Source organism: Flavobacterium psychrophilum (assembly GCA_001708385.1).
Lineage (GTDB): Bacteria > Bacteroidota > Bacteroidia > Flavobacteriales > Flavobacteriaceae > Flavobacterium > Flavobacterium psychrophilum_A.
Genome location: CP012388.1, coordinates 3,873,739 through 3,894,200 on the forward strand (window position 1 = coordinate 3,873,739; position 20,462 = coordinate 3,894,200).

13 protein-coding genes are annotated in these 20,462 nt (G+C 39.9%); 3 read left to right on the forward strand and 10 right to left on the reverse strand.

The genetic code is table 11. The features are described from left to right. Window positions 1-33: 33 nt before the first annotated feature. The 3 genes from ALW18_17195 to ALW18_17205 are packed head-to-tail and all read right to left on the reverse strand — an operon-like array spanning window position 34 to window position 5,443. Window positions 34-3,213, reverse strand: coding sequence for a DNA polymerase (locus ALW18_17195; GenBank protein AOE54089.1), 3,180 nt, complete (start codon window positions 3,211-3,213; stop codon window positions 34-36). Next, window positions 3,210-4,700, reverse strand: coding sequence for a nucleotidyltransferase (locus tag ALW18_17200; GenBank protein AOE54090.1), 1,491 nt, complete (start codon window positions 4,698-4,700; stop codon window positions 3,210-3,212). The genes ALW18_17195 and ALW18_17200 overlap by 4 nt, the downstream gene beginning before the upstream one ends. Next, on the reverse strand, window positions 4,700-5,443 hold the full coding sequence (locus ALW18_17205) for an Error-prone repair protein ImuA (protein AOE54091.1): 744 nt from the start codon (window positions 5,441-5,443) through the stop codon (window positions 4,700-4,702). Before ALW18_17205 ends, ALW18_17200 begins: the two co-directional genes overlap by 1 nt. 100 nt (window positions 5,444-5,543) lie before the next feature. Between ALW18_17205 and ALW18_17210 the strand changes: the two genes are divergently transcribed. After that, the gene (locus ALW18_17210; protein ID AOE54092.1) at window positions 5,544-6,311 is read left to right on the forward strand and encodes an XRE family transcriptional regulator; all 768 of its coding nucleotides are present in this window, start codon (window positions 5,544-5,546) and stop codon (window positions 6,309-6,311) included. 16 nt (window positions 6,312-6,327) lie between these two features. Further along, window positions 6,328-6,573, forward strand: coding sequence for a hypothetical protein (locus ALW18_17215; GenBank protein AOE54093.1), 246 nt, complete (start codon window positions 6,328-6,330; stop codon window positions 6,571-6,573). 122 nt (window positions 6,574-6,695) lie between these two features. Here the strand turns inward: ALW18_17215 and ALW18_17220 are convergent, their stop codons facing one another. From ALW18_17220 to ALW18_17250, 7 genes are all read right to left on the reverse strand, one after another. Then, window positions 6,696-8,186: a hypothetical protein gene (locus tag ALW18_17220; GenBank protein AOE54094.1), complete on the reverse strand. Its 1,491-nt coding sequence runs from the start codon at window positions 8,184-8,186 to the stop codon at window positions 6,696-6,698. Between the two features lie 113 nt (window positions 8,187-8,299). Beyond that, window positions 8,300-11,443: a hypothetical protein gene (locus ALW18_17225; protein AOE54095.1), complete on the reverse strand. Its 3,144-nt coding sequence runs from the start codon at window positions 11,441-11,443 to the stop codon at window positions 8,300-8,302. Window positions 11,444-11,718: 275 nt separating this feature from the next. Continuing rightward, the gene (locus ALW18_17230; protein AOE54467.1) at window positions 11,719-13,116 is read right to left on the reverse strand and encodes a transporter; all 1,398 of its coding nucleotides are present in this window, start codon (window positions 13,114-13,116) and stop codon (window positions 11,719-11,721) included. A gap of 1 nt (window position 13,117) precedes the next feature. Then, window positions 13,118-14,470, reverse strand: coding sequence for a biotin attachment protein (locus ALW18_17235; protein ID AOE54096.1), 1,353 nt, complete (start codon window positions 14,468-14,470; stop codon window positions 13,118-13,120). A gap of 4 nt (window positions 14,471-14,474) precedes the next feature. Continuing rightward, window positions 14,475-16,130 carry an ABC transporter ATP-binding protein gene (locus tag ALW18_17240; GenBank protein ID AOE54097.1) on the reverse strand — a complete coding sequence of 552 codons (1,656 nt, stop codon included), beginning with the start codon at window positions 16,128-16,130 and terminating at the stop codon, window positions 14,475-14,477. 107 nt (window positions 16,131-16,237) lie between these two features. After that, window positions 16,238-16,639, reverse strand: coding sequence for a hypothetical protein (locus ALW18_17245; GenBank protein ID AOE54098.1), 402 nt, complete (start codon window positions 16,637-16,639; stop codon window positions 16,238-16,240). A gap of 176 nt (window positions 16,640-16,815) precedes the next feature. Then, complete coding sequence (locus ALW18_17250; GenBank protein AOE54099.1) at window positions 16,816-17,544, reverse strand: GntR family transcriptional regulator; 729 nt, start codon at window positions 17,542-17,544, stop codon at window positions 16,816-16,818. Window positions 17,545-18,677: 1,133 nt separating this feature from the next. On the opposite strand from ALW18_17250, the gene ALW18_17255 reads away from it, so the two are divergent. After that, on the forward strand, window positions 18,678-20,453 hold the full coding sequence (locus ALW18_17255; GenBank protein AOE54468.1) for a hypothetical protein: 1,776 nt from the start codon (window positions 18,678-18,680) through the stop codon (window positions 20,451-20,453). Window positions 20,454-20,462 lie beyond the last annotated feature (9 nt).

Sequence of the window (20,462 nt, forward strand, 5' to 3'; positions counted from 1 at the left end):
GGCATTTAGTCATAGATAAGTTTAAAGCCACGGTTACCTGAAATTACGTCCCTTATGAAACACTTTTTCCGGGTTTTTCTCATCAGATTGTGATAGGGTAGACAAAGCTGATGCAGTGTCTTTAGTATCTGTCATATTTTGTAAAAGCGAAGACATATTATAGCAGGAATTTGCAATAACGTGGATAACCTCACCTTCAATTTGCACTTTTCCCTGTACCATTAGCAAACGTGCCTGCACGATATCCCTGCGGTAGGTATCAAACACTTTTCCCCAAACCACCAGGTTGGCAAAACCGGTTTCATCTTCAATAGTAATAAAGATCACGCCTTTGGCTGTTCCGGGTCTTTGTCGTACGGTAATTAGTCCGGCTACAGCAACAGAATCTCCATTTGCCAGTTTGGAGAGGTTTGCCGTAGCTGTTACCCGGAAGCTATCCAGTTGCTTGCGCACAAAACTTACGGGATGGGCTTTTAATGACAAACCTATAGTACCATAATCTTCAACTACGTGTTCGGCATCGGTTAGCAGCGGTAATTCAAGCTGTATCTCGCTAGTACTTTCAGAAGGCTGACCCTTAAACATACCAATAGGGCTGTCTGATAATGAAGATACCTCCCAAAGTGCCTGCCTGCGGTCCAGTCCGATAGAGCGGAAAGCATCGGCATCTGCGAGTTTTTCCAAAGCAAGCATAGCTAGTCCGGCGTCCAGCAATGCGTTAACAGACCTAAATGGCTTTTGCCGTGCCGCCATTAATAACTGCATATCATCGGTAGACAAACCTTTAATTTGCCTGAAACCAAGCCGCAAAGCAAAATATTTACCCGATCTTTCTTCGAGTTTATTATCCCAGTGCGAATAATTAATGTCTACCGAGCGTACTTCTACGCCGTGCTTTTGCGCGTCGATAACAATCTGAGCAGGCTGATAAAACCCCATAGGCAGGCTGTTGAGCAACGCCGCAGCAAACACATCCGGGTAATAACATTTAATGTACGATGATACATATACCAGCAAAGCAAAACTTGCCGCATGGCTTTCAGGGAAACCATAAGAACCAAAGCCTTCTAACTGGCGGAATACCCGGCGGGCAAAATCTTCCTCATATCCTTTGTTTATCATTCCCTTCACAAGTTTTACTTCCCAGTCGCTTACTTTTCCCTTTGCTTTAAAAGTAGCCATGCTTCGGCGTAGTCCATCAGCTTCGGCAGGGGTAAAGCCAGCAGCTACAATAGCAATTTCCATAGCCTGTTCCTGAAACAGCGGCACGCCCAAAGTACGGCCTAGAATTTCCTTCAGTTCTTCCGATGGGTAATTTACAGGGTCAATTCCATCACGACGGCGCAGGTAGGGGTGCACCATGTCGCCCTGAATAGGCCCCGGGCGTACAATAGCTACTTCAATTACCAAATCATAAAAGCACTTGGGCTTTAACCGTGGCAGCATAGACATTTGCGCACGGCTCTCTATCTGGAAAACACCCAGTGTATCGGCATGGCTTATCATTTCATACACCGCGGGATCCTCATATTTGTTGATTTCTGCGAGGGTATATTCCTTACCATAATGCTGTTTGCAAAGGTCAAAAGCCTTACGGATGCAGGTCAGCATCCCCAACGCCAATACATCTACTTTTAAAAAACCCAATTGTTCTATATCGTCCTTATTCCATTCAATATTAGTACGGTCTTCCATCCGTGCATTTAGTACAGGGCATAAGTCAGAAAGCCTATCCTGTGTAATGATAAAACCACCGGTGTGCTGACCGAGTTGACGCGGGAATCCCACAAATTCACGTGTAAGTTCGAGGGTTTTCATCAAATGCGGATCGGCGAGGTTAAAGCCCTCAGAAGTAATCCGCCCGTTGTCAAGTTCATCACGAAATTCCTGTATAGAAGCTGCCAGCCTGTCAACAGCATCGGTTGATAACCCCATGGCTTTTGCCACATCGCGAATGGCACCCCTCCAGTGTACCTGCGTAACGGTTGCCACAATAGCAGCTCTGTCCCGTCCATATTTTTCATAGATATACTGAATGACTTCTTCACGGCGTTCATGTTCAAAATCTACGTCAATATCGGGCGGCTCATCACGGGCATCCGACATAAACCTGGCAAACAGCACCTTGAATTTAGAAGGGTCTACCGATGTAATGCCCAAACAATAACAAACCACAGAGTTTGCTGCCGATCCGCGTCCCTGGCATAAAATGTTACGTTGTCTCGCAAAACGTACAAAATCGTACACGGTTAAAAAATAGGAGGCGTAATTTTTACGTTCCATAAATTCGAGCTCATAGCGTATGGCCTCTGCAATTTTTTCGGGAATGTTATTGTCAAACCTTTCATTGGCTCCCTGCCATGCCAGCATTACAAGTTCCTGTTGCGGTGTTCGCCCACCGGAAGTAATTTCTTCGGGATAGATATATTTTAGACTATCGAGCGAGAACCGGCAGGCATCGGCTATTTCGCTGGCAGCATCTAATGCCTGGGGGTATTGCCTGAACAATCGTTGTATTTCATCAGCAGGTTTCAGGTAGCGTTCGGCATTTTGGTAAAGGCGAAACCCCGCCGTGTGTATGGTGCATTTCTCGCGAATGCAGGTTAGTACATCCTGTAGCTGCCTGCGCTCCGGCACGTGGTAGTGCACATCATTTGTGGCAACAAGTTTTATATTCAAAGATTCAGATAATTGCCAAAGGCGGTGCATGCGTTTATTGTCATTGGCCTGATAGGATCTGCTCATTCCCAAGTAGAGCGCCATGCTCAAATTATCGCTATATTCTTTTAGTGAATCTTTATAACTATTGTCAAAATCAAAAGTTTCGTTAAGCGAGAGTGGGGGCAGAGCAATAAATAATATGCCTTTGGCATATTCGTAAACTTCTTTCTTATACAGGAGGCATTGACCTTTTTCGGCGCGTAAATTTCCCGTAGAAAGCAAACCGGAAAGCCTGGCGTAGGCATCTTTATCGGTGGGATAGGCAAGTAGGGGTGGCCCATCCATAAGTTCAAGCCTGCACCCGATAATTAGCCGTATACCAACCTTTTTTGCCGCCGAATACGCCCGTACCACGCCTGCCAGTGTGTTATGATCGGTAATGGCAACTTCGGTATAACCTAACGCTGCGGCCTGTTCCACAAGTTCATGAGGATGCGACCCCCCACGCAGGAAACTGAAATTGCTTGTGATATGTAGTTCTGTATAGCTCATGCAAAAAATCCGTGTAAAAACCATTTGGGCTTATCGCCATCATAAGGCCCCGAACGGAACACCCAATAACGGGCACCATTTTTATCTTCAACTGAATAGTAATCCCTATATAATCCGTCAGAGAGCCACCATTCCTGCTCAATACGTTCGGGTCCATCAGCTTTGGCTATATCATATACTGTCCCCTTGTAGCGAAACACTATTGGAGGGTTATCCGGCAGGGCAGCACTCACTTCTATAATTTCAGGGATAGGCAGCAGGTGCATGGGGCGTGGCAAATCGGTACGCCAGCCACCGTCAGGTTTTTCCCATAAAGGAGATGCTTTTTTTATAGAACGTTCCGGCCAGTGATGTTCCACCGGTAAATACCGGTTTACAGAATCCTGTCCAATTTTAGCGGTTACCCTGTCCAGCAGTTCGGCCACCTTCATGTCGTTTTGTGAAGCAGCATTCCATATGGCTGCCTGTTCGTGTGTAACCGGTTCTATCTTTGGTGCCTCAAGTATAAATAACTCAAACCCCAGCGCGGGCTCCAACGTGGCGATCTTATGCTCAAAAAGCCTGAATAAATGACTGGTATTTCGGGATGGATGCCCCGTGCCAATTTCTATTTGCTGCACGGCACCATCAACTCTATACGCCTTAAAAACACAATGGCGTAAACCGAGGCCTTCGGTTTCGAACCGCAGACATAGTATTTCAAGCAGCTGTTTAAGAGCAATCGTTATACCTGTAGCCGATGCAATAGGTTCCATACTCGATAGCCGCTCCTGATACGGTTCGACAGGTTTTACGGGTACGATGAGTTCAATTTCCTGACCTAAGGCCTGTGCAATTCTTTTAGGAAGATCGGAACCAAAGCGCCTGCGTAGCACTGATGGCGGCATATTTATAAAATTGCCAATATACTTCATACCTAGTTTTTTCAGTCTTGCCAGGATAGTAGCGTCCAGCCTAAGCGCGGCAGGCGGCAGGTTTTTCAATGCCTCGCGCTGCTGTCCCGGGTTTACCATTGCTTCGCTTCCAAAGCGTGCTACTGCCCATGCCGTGCTTATGGTATCGGCAACGGCAGTTTGTACAGTATAGCCATAGCTGCCTAATTTCTTTTTAATATGGGTAAGGTAAGCAGCCTCGCCACCCCAAAGATGCGTGCAGCCGCTGCTGTCTAAAATCAACCCGTCGGGCAGGTCCACCGCCGCAAAGGGCGTATAAAATATGCTCCATTCAGCCAGTGCCTGTAATAGCTTTTCAGCTCTTCGGGGTTCGGTTTCAACCATTTCCAGTGCCGGAAAAATGGCTTTGCAATCGGCCAGTACCATGCCTGTGCGTATGCCTTTTTGAACCGCTTCAGGGCTAACCGCGTCAATAACCATACGTCCGTGCTGACGTGAAGCCAAAACGAAAGGTTTGTCTCGAAATTCGGGTCGCTTGCGCGCCACATACTCCGTGAGCAGGTAAGGAAACGATATGGAAACGTATCTTGGCATTATCCGGTATGGCGTTCGTTAAAAATTGATAATGTAAAATGTTTATCGGTCAGCGAGGTAAAGGTTTTATCCTGCCAGGTTACCTGCCACGAATGGGGTCTGCCATTACGCATCTTTACCAATTGCACATCCCATGTGCTATGACCCACTCCGGGTAAATTGTCATTAATAAGGCTTGGTAACGAGCTTATTTTCCATCGGGTAGTACAGGCCACTGCATTTTCTCTGTGCGGGCAATGACGGTGAATAAAACCGGTTACACCGCTGTTTTCTACGGCTAACTGCAACCGTCGGGATTCTGTAAAACCAAGTTCTTTAATTTCACCTACCACAGCTGTAAGCGCTTCGCATTTCAATGCTTCTTCAATAATCCAAAGCGCATCTTTTGTACGCACTGTATTTATAAAAACCACACGGTCGGGTTCCAGCCCAAAGTGTTTTAAACCAAAGGGGAAAACTTTTTTCCCGTTGCCAACCCAAAGGCAAAGGCCTCCGTCTTTTATTAATTTACTAATTATTGCTGTAATGAAACCGCTTGTTGATGCGGCATTAGCCGATTCATAGCTGATAAATTCGTGTATAGCCCCCGTTGAAAAAACATTGCCGGGAAAGGCAGTCGCAAATGGATAAAGACCGGTAGTAAAAGGCTCGGTGCTTAGTTTTCCTAAGCCTTGCATCGCATTGATCTTTGCCTGAAGCTGCCTTGCTATTTCTAATTTTTCAGCTGCGTATTTCACTTTCATTTCTTTTAGCTATACAAATTTCATTCTGCACAGTACAAAATTATTACAGATTGTAACAAAAAATCGTATATTTGATGTTACAAATTATAACAAAATAATTATGTCTTTATTTTCTGATAATATTAGGCACCTGAGAAATCAAAAAAATATTTCTCAGGAAAATATTGCCGGTGCATTGGTTATAACCCGTGGTCGCTATGTGAAATATGAAGACGGCACCTCGGAACCGCCTTATGAAATCCTGCTGCGCCTTTCAAGATATTATAATGTAAGTGTAGACCTTTTGCTTTCCGTTGATATCCGTAAGGTAGATATTACCAATCTTATCAAGCTGGATGATAACCGTATATTGTTGCCAATAACGGTAGACAGTAAAGGGGAGAATATCATAGAGATTGTTCCGCATAAAGCGAAAGCCGGTTATCTGAATGGTTATAGTGATCCTGAATTTATTGAGGGATTGCAGCATGTTTCGCTACCCTTTTTAGGTAATGGAAAATTCAGGGCATTTCCGGTAGAAGGCGATTCTATGCCGCCGCATAAAGAAGGCTCTTTTATTATTGGGCGTTATGTGGAGCAGCTGGGTCATGTTACCGATGGCAGGACATATATATTGCTTACCCGGGACCAGGGAATTGTATATAAAAGGCTGAATAAGAATGGCAGGAACAGCCTCATGCTGCAATCTGACAATACATTTTATCCGCCCTATACAGTAAAAGCATCTGATGTGTTAGAGATATGGGAATACGCTTGTAGTATCGCTACCAAAGAATTTGAACCTGATGACAGTCCCGAGACGATAAGAGATGTATTGCAGGGTATGCGAAAAGAAATGGCTGCGTTGCGAATAATTAATAAACAATAATATAAAGTACTATACAATGGACACAATTGTACGCTTAAGGGTAAAGAAAGAACTTGATAACAGGCAGCACAAAAGCATACTTGGTTTAAAGGGTAGTATCATATCCAAAGGATATACTGATATCATTCATATTAGTGATGAAGGAGAAGAATTCCACATTAATTCTTTTTTGGTCCTGCAGCAGGAAAGAGAAACGATACTGGAATATGTTGCTCTTTACCTTAAAGAAAATAAGCTTGAAAAGAGTGCAACGCTTCTGTAACGACTAAAGCAATAGATACAATTGAGGAAAAAATGAAGTCAAAAAAAGAATAGGTAAGGGGCAGCCTAAGGTTACATTACCCGGATTTTTTTATTTTGACAAACAGATGTTACAGAGCCAGTTTATTTAATAATATGCTGTAAAAAATCTTCAACAGTTTCATAATCCTGTATGAGTAGTTTTTTCTTAAGGCGCATTTTGCAAACCCTTACGCTTTGTGGTGAAATACCAAGTATGTTAGCCATTTCTTTACTTTTAAGATTTAAGCGCATAAGTACCAATATACGGATCTCTGCTTCTGTAATTATAATGTGGCTTTCATTAATTCTGGCAAAAAAATGCGGATATATAGAACCAAACCTTATTTTAAATGTTCGCCAGTCTTCATCGGTAAGTATCTTTTGACCTAACAAATCAGCAACCTCTTCGTCTTCTGTATCCTTAATCAGTTTAATAGTAGTGTCAGTTTGTAAATTGCCTATAATGTTGTTCTTTTTAGAAAGGTCTATAATATAGGTTTTTAGTTCCTGTTCCTTTACTTCTATTATCTTTAGCGAATTCTCAAGTTCTGCTTCAAGCTGTGTTTTTTTAAAGCGCATTTTAGAAAAATATCTATAAAGCAAAAAGGCAGTAATGAGTAGTGCTATCAGGATACCAATAGCAATAAACCATAGCCTGTTATTCGCGATCTGACGTTCATTCTGTAAATTTTGTATTTGCAGGTTTTTTACCTCTACACCCATTTTTGCCTGGTAGCGTGAAAGCATTTCACTTTGGCCTGCATCCATCAGTTCCTTCTCATGGTCATAATGTTTTTTAAAATAATACAATGCCGAATCCGGTTGGGTAAAACGTTCATGTATCCTGGATAACTCGCTATATGCTTCGCTAATGCGCACTTTGCTGTTTAGCTTTAGACTAAGAGCAAGGCTTTTATGGGCATTATAATAAGCTTTGTCCGGATTTGCCTTTGTTGTGTATATTGTACTGAGATTTTGATAGGCCGTTGCCATACCTTCTGTATAATTTATCTTCTGGCACTCTTTTAAAGATAGGCCGTAGTGAGTAAGAGCCTGTTCTGTTTGATTGCCAAAACGGTAAATTTGCCCCTGGTTGTTATAAGCAATAGCAAGATCCCTTGGCTCTTCAAGTTCTTTAAAAATTGCGATTGCTTTGTTATTATACTTAAATGCTTCGGTAAAGTTACGTTGCTCTTTAAGAATGAGCGAACGGTTCGTAAAGGTTAGGCCAAGCAAGCGTTGCATATTAAGCTTTTCCGCCAGTTTTTCCGCTTCACTATAGCATTCCATTGCCGAGGTATTGTTCTCAAGCCTCCAGTGTACCAGCCCAAGATTGTTAAGCAGGGTGGCCATTTGCTGCTCATTTCCGGTACTTTTTACTTTGTTATAAGCCTGTGTAAAGTATTTTAATGCTTCTTGGTAATTGCCCATTCGCCATTCTTCGTTACCAAGGTTGGTAAGCAAGTCTGATTTGTTTACTACAGTTTTATTTACTACATCTTTATTATTTGAATTATCCTCACGGCATGCACTTAAAAGTAGCAGCAGCGATAGCATAAAAAAAAACTTGTTTATGTTACGGGCCTCTTTCATAAGTAGGATTGAGCGTTCAAATTTATGCATTTTAGAATTAACGCTGTATATATAACTATAAATCCCTAAGCAGTAATGCAAAGGGATTTAAATTTTTATTGATTTACGGAGTGCTATCGTACTACGATCATTTTACGTGCCTGCTTAAATTTACCGGCAGTTATCTGGTAAAAGTAAATGCCCGATGCAAGTCCGTCCGCATCAAAAACAAATGTATTATTACCCACACCAAAAGTTTCGTTCGCTATTTCCTTTATTAATTTACCATCATTACTATAAAGTTTAATACTTACTCTTTCTGTACTAAGAAGGTAAAAAGGAATAGTTGTACTGTTTATAACAGGGTTAGGGTAATTTTGCCCTAGTTTATTTTGTTGACTTATTATTTCTTTATCGTCTAGGCCCAATGAGCCATCGTGCTCTGTTTCAAAAAAATGCAGGCCCTGAAAGAAAGACTGGTTACCTATGTTTCCTGCTAAGAGCAGCCTGCCATCGGGATGTGGCACAAGGCCTTTACCATAAAATTCTGCATATTCATTGCCTACAAAAATTTCTTCTTCACCATTGCCGGAAGCATCTACAGTTATTAGTGTTGCTATAGGGAAGGGGGAAATGTTGATCTTATGTGGAAACGGGTCTCTTTGTATCTGATTCATGATATAGCAATTATCAGATCCGTCAATATGGAAGCCATTGTAGTATCGCATGCTTTCCGATTCAAACACCCATACTTCATTTCCATCTGTATCGTATTTAATTAGCTCGTTATTTATATTTCCATCTATATCAAGACTGTAGCCGATAACCGCAATAGCACCATCAGAAAATTGCCTAAGGGTATAAGAGCGTTCGTTCGTATCGTTATCGCCAAAAACGCGGCTCCACTCTAATGCTCCATCTGCACTAATTTTTGCGGTAACAATATCTTGCGCATAGGTCTCATTATTTTGTGCATAACCATTGGTGTAAATTGCACCGTTGTTACTGATTAGTATATCAGTACCCGATGACGAATTGCCCTCAACAGCCACAGGTGTTTGCCAGCCTTCACTGCCATCGTTATTAAATTTTACAACGGTAAGGTTTACATTTTGAGACATAAAATTGCCTGATCCGCAACTGCCCGTTAATATAAGGTCGTCTGCCTGGTTTACCTTACCTGCCGAAATTGTGTAGATGTTGTTTGAAGCAGTACTGCTTGCTATAAAAGTCCTCCAAAGTTCTTCGCCGGAGGCACTTAGTTTTATCCCAAGGAAAGAACGGTTTTGATCGTTTTCATTTTCATAGGCCAGGCCACCAAGGTATACCGAACCATCGGCACCTATTTCCATAACCTGTACCTGAGCGCCATTAAGACTTATTTCGGTTTCCCATAATTCCTGGCCATTTGGAGCCATTTTTTTTATTTTAAAAGCTTCGCCAAACTGAGGCAGCAGACATACAAAAGCATTACCATTTCTATCCGCTCTTCCAAGTATGCCTTCGGCAGGATTGCCATTTTCGGTATTATAAACTTTCTCCCAAGCTACTGCGCCCTGTGCATTATATTTTACCAGAAAATAGTTGGAATTTAGCATACCATCGGCAAAAGTAGAGTATTGCCCTGTAGAGAACGTGTTGCCATTACCATCGGCAAAAGGATATAGCATAGAAGCATTAGGCGCAGCGGTATTGGCATATACAGTATTCCAAAGTGGGGTTGGGGCTGTAGTGCCAAATGCTGATTTTACAGTTTCATACACAGCGCCGTTTTCACTATAAAAGGAATTTAAAGCAAAGTATACATTGCCTTCGGTATCCAGGCCTATTCCTGCCAGATCACCCATACTAGCCGTGCCCGTTGACGTATCAATTACAAATGCGGCTTCTCCAATCAGGTTTCCCTGCACAGAATATTTTTTAGCGCGTGCAGCAACGTTTAGTTCCCATTCTTCTGCTCCGGGTGTCATACCTTTTGCTGCCACTACGGGGTTGCCCTGAGTATCAAACATTAGCTGTACGTTTGCAGCATCAATAAGGTCGGTAGTTTCTTTAGCCCAGTTTTGCGTGCCATCCGGCTCATAAGATAAAAGTACATTACCATTATTTGCAAAGTTGCCATTATGGATGCCCGCAACATATAGCTTGTTATCTCTAAATGCAGTTTGCCATCCCTGTGTATTTTCGCCTTCGGTTTTGTAAGTCGCTATCCATTGCTGCTCTCCGGCAGCATTATATTTAATTGTACCTATACGGCCTAAAAAGGTATCAAAAACACCGGTTACATAAACATTATTATCACTATCTGTTGTAACAGATCTGGGTACCGAATTAGTTACTTCCGAAGGATTTTCAGGATCGGTACTCGCATAATTATAGTCTCTTACCCAAAGCTCTGTACCATCGGCACTATATTTAACAGTATGGTAGTTTAACCATCCGTCGTTGTTTGGGCTATAACCTGTAACTATTACATTGCCTGTATTATCTATTGCAATGGCTGTAGCCTCATTCCAGGTTTCTCCGCCGGACCCATTATTACGTGCCTGCCACGCAAGCGTTCCATTCGTGTTATATTTAAGGGTAATATAATCTAAAGATGGTCCTGACCAGCTTATGCCTGTAATATAAATTGCGCCATCCGGTCCTGATTTAATTGCAGTGGGAATATCTATGCCTTCATAGGGGCTGTTAAATATGGTTGTCCATAGTTGCACTCCTTCCGGAGAATATTTAACGGTAAGGATGTCCATATCGCTACCGTTCCATTTCAGTCCGGTTACTACAAGGTTACCATCGTTATCAAGCAATAGCCTCATACCGTATTCTACAGCATACTTTGCTGCCGGAATTCTTACCTGCCAGAGTATAGCTCCCTGTGGACTTACTTTCATAGTAAAGAAATCGCCTGCAGGCTGATTTTCGTTACTACTTCCGCCCGTAATGTAGGTGTTTCCCTGGGCATCAGTAACCATTGCATAAGGAATATTATTGCCGGCAGTACTCTCGCCTCCGTAAAACTCATAGTTGTTGGCAAGAGTTGTAACAACCGTTGGACGAATTCCCAGTTGCAAAAGCATTTTTTCCTGAGGGGTCTGAAATGATTCAGTAGTATGTTTTGCGCCAAACTTTTGCCATCGCATAAGTTGTGCAATCATTCCGCTACCCTGAGATTCCCTATAGCCATTTTGCTCACGCAGGCTATTAGCTTCCTGCGCAACACTTATAAAAGATTGCAGGGAAAATATAAAGACAATTGTAATACGTATAATTTTCATAACATGTAAATTTATTTCTCGCACGTAAATTTAACGATATGTACAGGTATTAGTCTTTAAATGGTGTTGACATAGCTGTTGACAACCGGTAGTGTTAGCTAGTTAGCTAAGTCTACTAAATGTATTGCCAAGTGGGAAGATCGCATTTCTAATTGAAACGATAAATACGGATACCACATAACTAAAAACCCGGGCAGCGTAAGCTGCTTGGGTTTATTAGGATGTAGCAAAATAATAGTCGCTAGTATATATTCTAAAGTAATCTAATGGTACTATTAATCAGGATTAGCGAATGTCCTATACAATTCGGCATTAGAGATGTAATATTGATTTTCAATGTTGATTTGCGAAAGCCTTGCATTTACCAGATTGTTTTCACGGGAATTGATTAAAAATATTGAACTCTCACCAAACGAAAATAATTTTTCTTCAGAGTTTAGCATAGTAGTATAATCCTTTACAAGATTATCAATTACATCTTTTTGTCTTTTGAGAGATTGTATCTCTGTTTGCTGAGCCGCTATTTTGTTCTTTAGTTCCAATCGTTCCTGATCCAGTTCGTACTGTGTGTCCTGAATCTTAAACTTTGCCAATCTAAGGTTACCCCGTTCTTTCCTAAGAAATACCGGTATACTAAAATTGACATTAAACTTATAATCCTCGGCGTTAAAGCTACCTATATATGCCGGCTCAGACAGGTAATTATAACCCACATTAATTTTAGGGAGCAGCATATTTGCCTTAAGTTTTCTGTTTACCTCCAGTATAGACAATTTGGTTTGTAACGACTGTATTTTAGGATGGCTTTCAAGTTCCCCTGCAGTAATAGCCATATCATTAATACTAAGTGTTTCCTGTAACGTCTCTAAAAGGTTGTCTTCCGGCCTTACATTGTTATCAAGTTCAACAGGAACATTTTCAATCCATAAAAAGTTAGATAACTTTAGTTTTGCTTTTGCCAGTTTAAGGTTGGCACTTTCAAGGTTCAGCTGCCTGCTACGAACTGTAATGCCTGCTTCAACACTGTCTATAGCAGGAGAATCTCCCAACTCTATCAGTTGTTTTACACCTTTAAAACGTGTGCTGGCAAAACCCAGATAACTTTTATATAATTCTGCCTCACTATAGCTTCTTTTCCAGTCAAAATAGGTTTCACTAGCTTTATATAGAACTTCTATCGCTCTTAATTTACGTTGAGCGTCGCTAAGTTCTACCTGTAATTTGCCTTCTCTTACATCAGCCATTCTTTGGTTTATAAATAAGCCTTGCCCCAATGGTACACTTATACCTAAAGCGGTAAGCCCGGCTTCAGGAGTACGGTTTTGTGGATTAAAGTATTGTCCCGAAGTATCATCAAAACCAGCCTTAATTTCTATACCATACCATGTGGGTATTTTAAAACTACTATTTAGAAGTGAGTAATATTCAGTCCCTTTAAATTCTTTTTTATTATAATCCACTTCAATTTTAGGGTCAAAACCACCACGGGCAGCCATAAGCGATGCCTGTGCATAACTAATTTCTAAGTTAGCCTGCTTAACAGCGGGGTGATACTTTTTTACATATCCTAAAAATTCACTGTAGCTTAAGTGGTCTTTATTAAAATCCTGTCCCTGTATATTTTGTATGCACAATACAAGAAACAGAATATATATATTGATAGAACGTATCATATTATTTCTTTTCCTTGCTATTAATATCATTACCATCAGGTTTGTAAAAATTTGGTGGAAAACCATTTAGGTTACGCCATATCTCATACCATATTGGTACCGTATCCAAAAGAGCGATACTTTCGGCTCCTGCACCTATGCTCAATTCTTTTGGCCATTTTTCTTCATCAGCATCAGGTGATACAAGTACTCTGTACTTACCATTCGGACTAATGAAATTTTCAATAGCCACTACCTTACCACCAAATGTTCCATAAGATAGCCCGGGCCATCCCGAGAATACAACACGCGGCCAGCCATCAAACCATACCCTTACCTTGGCCCCACGATGAACCAGTGGTAAATCTATCGGATTTACATAGGTTTCTACAGCGATGTCATAACCTGCAGGCATAATACTTACAATGGCAGTACCTTCTTTAATAGTTTCACCAATACCTGCCAGCAATGCGCGGTTTACATAGCCGCTTTGCGGTGCGGTGATATAATACAGTCCGTTTCTAATACTATAGTTTACAAACTGGTTTTGCAATTTATTAACTTGTGCCTCAGTGTCATATTGAGTACTTAGGGCTGTAAACTTGTCACTTTGCGATTTTGATATTTTCTCAGCGTACTCAGCAGTGATACGGTTTATTTCGACCTTGGCATTTATAAGTTCGTTTTTGCTGCTTAATAGTTTATTGTCCTGTGTAATTATATAGGCTTCAGCTTCCTGTAGCTTTAACCTTTTTTGCTCTACATCGGTAAGTGGTTTTAAACCTTCCTTATTAAGAGCGGTAGAACGGTCAAATTGTGTTTTTGCAATCCTTAGCTGGGTCTTTACAGCCTCAAGATCCATACTATCACTCTTAATTTTAAGGTGCGCCTGTTTGATCTTATTTTCAGCCTGTTGTAATTTCAGCTGTCTTTCTTTTGCCAGTGACTCAGTTTGCAATTCCAGAGAGTTTACTTTATTCCCGTACGAATCAAAAGCCATTTTCTTTGCATCTACCTGCTGTTTTGTGTTAGCTATAAGATTGGGGTCAAAATAGTCTTCTTTTGTTTCAGATATAAAAAGTATTGTGTCGCCTTTATTTACATAGTCGCCTTCCTGAACGAACCATTTTTCGATACGTCCGGCAATTGCATTATGAACTGTTTGCGGTCTATGATCCGGTTTAAGGGTGGTAACAGCACCACGACCGTCTATATTTTGAGTCCATGGAAGGAACAGGCATGCTAGTAAGAAGAAAAGAAAGCCGATAATAATTCTGTTTAAGAATTTATATTGTGGCCTTTTAGCAACACTGGTAAGCGATTTATATTTGCCGGGAGTGATAAGTACATGATTATCGTTAGATATATTTAGCATAATGTTACAGCTTTACGTCGTTAATAATTTTACCATCGCCTATAGCTATCATACGGTCACATTTATCTTTGTACATATTGTTTTTAGATGCAACTAAAACCGTCCAGTTGTTTTCTTCGGATAATAAAAAGTCCGTTATCTTTTGTGATGTAACATCATCCATCATACTGGTAGGCTCCTCAAGGAATAATATATTTGGTTTATGAACTATGCTGCGTGCCAGTAGTATTTTTTGTACATCTGATGCAGAAAGTTCACTACCACCGGGATGGATGTGAGTTTCGAGTCCATTAGGAAATGTTTTGATATGTTGTAACAAATCCACCTTCTCTAATGCCCATTTAAGATCTTCGTTATCAATTGCATCATTCCCAAAGAGTATATTATTACGTATGGTACCATCAAAAAGTGTTTCGCTTTGTAAAAGTGTTCCAGACTGCGCCCTGTATGTACCTTCATCAAGCCTGTTCATATAACCGTCGGTTACGTAAATGGCACCGTTTTCGGGTTCAAGGATGCCGGAAAGTAATCGAAGCAATGTGCTTTTGCCGGAACCGTTTGCGCCAGTAACCAATATTTTTTCTCCCTGGGAAATTTTGAGATCAATGTTTTTGAGTGATCTTTTTTCACTCCCCGGATACTTATATCCTAAACTTTCAGTCTCTATATTAATTCCATCCTGCGTTTTTTCTGTTGTTGTTGGAATAGCGCAAGTCTCCATATCAGTAACCTGTCCTATTTTTTCAACAGAAGTAAGAACGTCATAAAATGATTCAAGTCCGAAAATTACTTTTTCTACCGAATTGATAAGTAATACAATAACGATTTCTGCGGCAACAAACTGACCAATGTTCATTTGATGGTTTATTACAAGAAAGCCACCTATTGATAAAAGTGCTGCGGTAACAACCACTTTGAAAATTACAAGCTGTATGTACTGCTTTCTCATAACTCCAAAGTGTTTTTCGCGAAACTCTACATATTCGCTAACATATTTATCGTTTCTGTCCAAGGCATATTCAAACTCCTTTTTTTTACGAAAGCTGTCGCGGTTACGTGCTATTTCCTGCAACCAGGCTGCCACTTTATATTTGAATTTAGATTCTTTTAAGCTGGTTTCTAAACCATCTTTGTAGGAAAATTTAAAGATGATATACAGGATAGCGATAAACAGCAATCCTATAATCATAAAGAAGGAATGGTATAAAGCGAGTAAAATGATACCGAAACTAATTTGAAGAAAAGCTGTCGAAAAATCGAGTAGAAGCTTAGCAGTTCCTTTTTGAACCATAAGTGTGTCAAAAAACCTGTTTGCTTTTTCCGGTGCATAATTAGAATGCATTTCCTTAAATTTTATTAAGGGCATTCGATAGGCAAATTCAAAAGACGACCGCACAAAAATGCGTTGTTGAAGATTTTCTACGATACGCAACTGCATGATGCTTAATATACCTGAAAAACCCACCGCAAGTGTTACAAGAATTACAAGTATAATCCAGGATATGCTTAGCTGGCCACTTTGAATAAAGTTAATAATAGCCTGGACTCCCAGGGGCAGTGATAAATTCACTAAGCCGGCAAACGCAGCGTAAAATAATATCTGATACACATCGCGCTTGTCTAGCTTAAGTAAATTATAAAAACGTTTAAAAGGCGTCATAATTTATATAAGTACAAAATTAATAGAATAGGGGTTGGGCAATGCTCCCACATACGATACTAAGATAATTACTATCCTATTTAGTACCACATAGCTTTTTGGAATACCTATAATTTAATTTCCGGAGGCGGTAAATGTATCTTGCTGTTAAAGCCCGCTATTAAAACTGAATTAATAATAAAGGCCTTATCTTTTGAAGTTATATTAATGTGATTGTCTGTAACAGAGAAATGCCCGGGAACTATATAGTCAATCAGGAGTAATCCTCTATCTGCTTTTTCCGATTTGGTTTTAGCATCATATTCTTCTAATTCTTCGGGGCAGCCATCACATTTAAATATTTTTTTAAAAATGTCACCTACAATGCCAGCAGTAGTGTTCTGTTGAATATTTTGCGTAAGCAGTTCATTAAAAGTACCTGACGCATTGACACTACTAATTAAAAAATAGCCAATAAGGAGCACCTCCAGGCACCTACTTAAATAGCTATTTTTTATATTTTGGATCACAATAGCTGAAATTCAAATTTTATGCCAAAAAAACGATTTTTATATTAAATTAATGGTTTTTAATACTGATATTATTCAATATTAAAGGTTTTAATGATTAAAATTAAATTTTCTAATCTTTGATATGACGGATGTATATTTATTTACTATTTAATTAATACATCAGCAATTCGCCTTTATCGTTCAAATTCAAGGGTATATGTAAAGCTATCTGCCCTGTAGTATCCTATATTCCATTCGAGAGGCCTTCCACCCGGATCGTAAACAAAACGCTTCCGTCTTAATAAAGGTTCTCCAACTTTAACCTGAAGTTTTTCTGCCAGTTCCTGAGTGGCACTGACAGCACTAATTTCTTCCTTAGATACTTTTGCGACAGAATTATAATCATTTTCCAGGATTTCATATAAGGGACGTGAAAAATCCTCCTGACCCGTAAGTCCTATTCGCGGATTAAAATATGAGATGAACAGTACAAATGGCTGCTCTTCACTACCTCTTATTCGTTCCAGCCTAAGCAATTTTGTATTATCTTTTATATCAAAATACTGCAATAATTCTTCATCGGGAAGCGCCCAGCTTATATTCTGGTCAAAAAGTTTTATTTTTATTCCAAGGGTTTTCATTTCCTGCGAAAAGCTTGGCCAATTAGACGCTCTTGAAGTAATGCCCAATTTCTTTACAAATGTACCAACCCTTTTTTTACGGATTAGCAAACCTTCATATACCAGTTTATTTATCGATTGGCGTAACGTATTTCTGGAAATACCCAATTGTTTTGAAAGATCCATCTCATTGGGAAGTTTTTCGCCACTTTGGTATTTCTCGTTTTTTATTGCTTCCCTGATTTGTTCTTCAATCTGGAAGTGTAAGGGTATATGGCTTTTGTGGTCTAATTTAATTTTCATTATAAGAATTCATTATAAAACACCGCACATAATTGTACACGTTTTAATTGAGGTTTTACTTCCCTTTGAAGCACTTGATATCTGATACAATGTACAAAGCTAGTTTTTTTACTGATAAATGTTTAAACATATTTTGTGATGTTAATTCAATTACTTTTCTTTGTAATAGTTAATATGTATATACATATGAACATATAAAATTTTATTCTACTACCATGGCATTATATTTTTTAGGTATCGATATCGGTGGATCGCATTTATCAGGTGCGGTTGTGCAATCTTCAGACATGTCTTTAGTGAATGGGTCATATACCAGTATTCCTGTCACTTCGTCATTGGCAGCGGGCGACTTTGTCGATAGTCTCGATATACTTATTAGAAAAGTAATTCAAAATTCGAAATTAACGGTAGAAGAGCTTAGTGCTATTGGCATTGCGATACCCGGGCCTTTTGATTACCAGCGCGGAATTTCTAAGATTTATGGTGTTCAGAAATATGATTCACTTTTTGGTTTGAATATTACCGCAGCTGTAAACAAAATGGTTGACTGTCCGGTATATTTTATTAATGATGCAGAAAGTTTTGCCATAGGCGAATATTATGCAGGTGCAGCAAAGGATAGTACTAAAAGCATAATTTTTACTTTGGGTACGGGTTTTGGCAGTACATTTTTAGACGCCGGAATAGTACAAAAAGATAAAGCTGATGGAGTTCCTGAAAATGGATACTTATACAATGTTGCATTTAGAAACGGAATAGCTGACGATTATTTTTCTACCCGATGGTTTGTTCAGCAATGGCAAGAACTTGGACGTGAGAATGTGATAAGCGTTAAAGAAATAGCTTCTCTTGCAGAAAAGCAGGATCCTGATGCCTTAAGCTTATTTACAATTTTTGCAGACAATTTTATCGATTTTATTTCGCCCTGGATACAATCGTATAAGCCACAGCGTCTTGTATTTGGCGGAGGTATTGCAGAAGCAGCTCATTTATTTAAAGATAGAATTGCATCATCTTTTTCTAAATTCCCGAATTTAGAAGTTAGTATTTGCCAATTATGGGATAAGGCAGCTATAATAGGTGCAGCCCATTACGCACAGGAGAAGTCAAAAAATGCAACACAACAGGATATTATATTTCGAAAAACAGAGCAATTTCTTGCTCCTGTAAAGAGAGATAGTAATGAAGAAAATAACTATGATGCATATCCATCATTCCCAATTGGCGATGGTAAAATACAGTTGGGAGCAGCGGCTCTTGCACAATGGATATCAGTACATAAAAACATAGTTATAGATGGATACATTGGTGTGTTTTGGGATACTGTAGTAGAAAGTCTGGATGCCGAATTATTAAAATTAGGTATTAGAGCGCGTTGGTTTCACACCGAAGCGGCAATGAAGACAGAGGAAGAACTAGATACTATGCTAGAACCATATCTTGGTGGTGACGATCCGCTTTTTGGTAAGATTACCGATAAACATTTATCAGACTGGTTTGATCGGGAGAAACTATATCATATACAACCGGACCCATCCGCAGATGTAAATATTTTAATTGGCCCTGGAGCGGCTTTAGGAAACTGGAATGCACCACTGGTCTATTTCGATTTGCCGAAGAACGAACTGCAGTTCAGGGCGCGAGCTGGTAAGGCAAACAACTTAGGTGTAACAATCATAAATGATAGTCGCCGAACCTATAAGAGATTCTTTTTTATTGATTGGGTCGTGCTTAACAGGCATAAAAAAGAAATACTGCCTGATATTGCAATTATGGTTGATGAGCAGCGTCCTGATAATTACCTTTTCATGACGGGTAATGATCTTAGGGATGGATTATCGTCAATGGCTAAAAATGTTTTTAGGGCAAGGCCTTGGTTTGAACCGGGAGCTTGGGGAGGCAGCTGGATGATGCATCATCTGGAAGGAATTAATAAAGATGTTAGCAATCTTGCATGGTCTTTTGAACTTATGGTATTAGAGAACGGCCTTCTACTGGAAAGCGATGGATATCAGCTCGAAGTATCTTTTGATACACTTATGTTTAATAGTTATCAGGATGTTTTAGGCGATTGCGCAGAAATTTTTAAGTATGATTTCCCTATACGTTTTGATTTTTTAGATACTTTCGATGGTGGCAATCTTTCTATTCAGTGCCATCCGAGTCCAAAATATATCAAGGAACATTTTGGTATGCCTTTTACACAGGATGAGACCTATTATATACTGGATTGTAAAGAAGACCCTGTTGTTTATTTAGGATTTCAGGAAGGTGTAGAGCCGAAAGAATTTCATGATGCCCTTGTTTACAGTCAGGAGCATGTAGAAAAACTTAATGTAGAAAAGTACATACAAAAGTTTACGGCGAAAAAGCATGATCTCTTTCTAATACCTAATGGCACAATACATGCATCGGGTAGTAATAATATGGTGCTCGAAATTAGCGCTGCTCCATATATATTCACGTTTAAAATGTACGACTGGCTTCGTCTGGATCTTGATGGAAAGCCGCGACCAATTAATATTGAGCGCGGAATGGAAAATCTAAATTTTTCAAGAAGTGGCGATAAAGTAGTTCCTGAACTTATATCAGTTCCTTCTTTGCTGACTGAAAACAGTGATTACAGTTTAGAACATTTGCCAACGCATGCAGAACATTTTTACGACATACACAGGTACAGCATAAATACACATGTACAAGTACAAACCGACAATAAATGCCATGTATGGATGGTTGTAGAAGGGCAATCGGTAAGGGTTGAAACCGAAGGCGGTATAAGCCAGGTATACAATTACGCTGAAACCTTCGTTATACCGGCAGCAGCAGGAAGCTACACTATTTACAATGATAGATTTGATACGACTGTCAAATTGGTTATGTCTTTTGTAAAGTCAGACGTTACTATATAAATATCGGCA

What these genes read in the sequence shown, in the direction of transcription:
- ALW18_17195 (AOE54089.1), bottom strand. Translation starts at nt 3,213, where the DNA reads ATGAGCTATACAGAACTACATATCACAAGCAATTTCAGTTTCCTGCGT.
- ALW18_17200 (AOE54090.1), bottom strand. Translation starts at nt 4,700, where the DNA reads ATGCCAAGATACGTTTCCATATCGTTTCCTTACCTGCTCACGGAGTAT.
- ALW18_17205 (AOE54091.1), bottom strand. Translation starts at nt 5,443, where the DNA reads ATGAAAGTGAAATACGCAGCTGAAAAATTAGAAATAGCAAGGCAGCTT.
- ALW18_17210 (AOE54092.1), top strand. Translation starts at nt 5,544, where the DNA reads ATGTCTTTATTTTCTGATAATATTAGGCACCTGAGAAATCAAAAAAAT.
- ALW18_17215 (AOE54093.1), top strand. Translation starts at nt 6,328, where the DNA reads ATGGACACAATTGTACGCTTAAGGGTAAAGAAAGAACTTGATAACAGG.
- ALW18_17220 (AOE54094.1), bottom strand. Translation starts at nt 8,186, where the DNA reads ATGAAAGAGGCCCGTAACATAAACAAGTTTTTTTTTATGCTATCGCTG.
- ALW18_17225 (AOE54095.1), bottom strand. Translation starts at nt 11,443, where the DNA reads ATGAAAATTATACGTATTACAATTGTCTTTATATTTTCCCTGCAATCT.
- ALW18_17230 (AOE54467.1), bottom strand. Translation starts at nt 13,116, where the DNA reads ATGATACGTTCTATCAATATATATATTCTGTTTCTTGTATTGTGCATA.
- ALW18_17235 (AOE54096.1), bottom strand. Translation starts at nt 14,470, where the DNA reads ATGCTAAATATATCTAACGATAATCATGTACTTATCACTCCCGGCAAA.
- ALW18_17240 (AOE54097.1), bottom strand. Translation starts at nt 16,130, where the DNA reads ATGACGCCTTTTAAACGTTTTTATAATTTACTTAAGCTAGACAAGCGC.
- ALW18_17250 (AOE54099.1), bottom strand. Translation starts at nt 17,544, where the DNA reads ATGAAAATTAAATTAGACCACAAAAGCCATATACCCTTACACTTCCAG.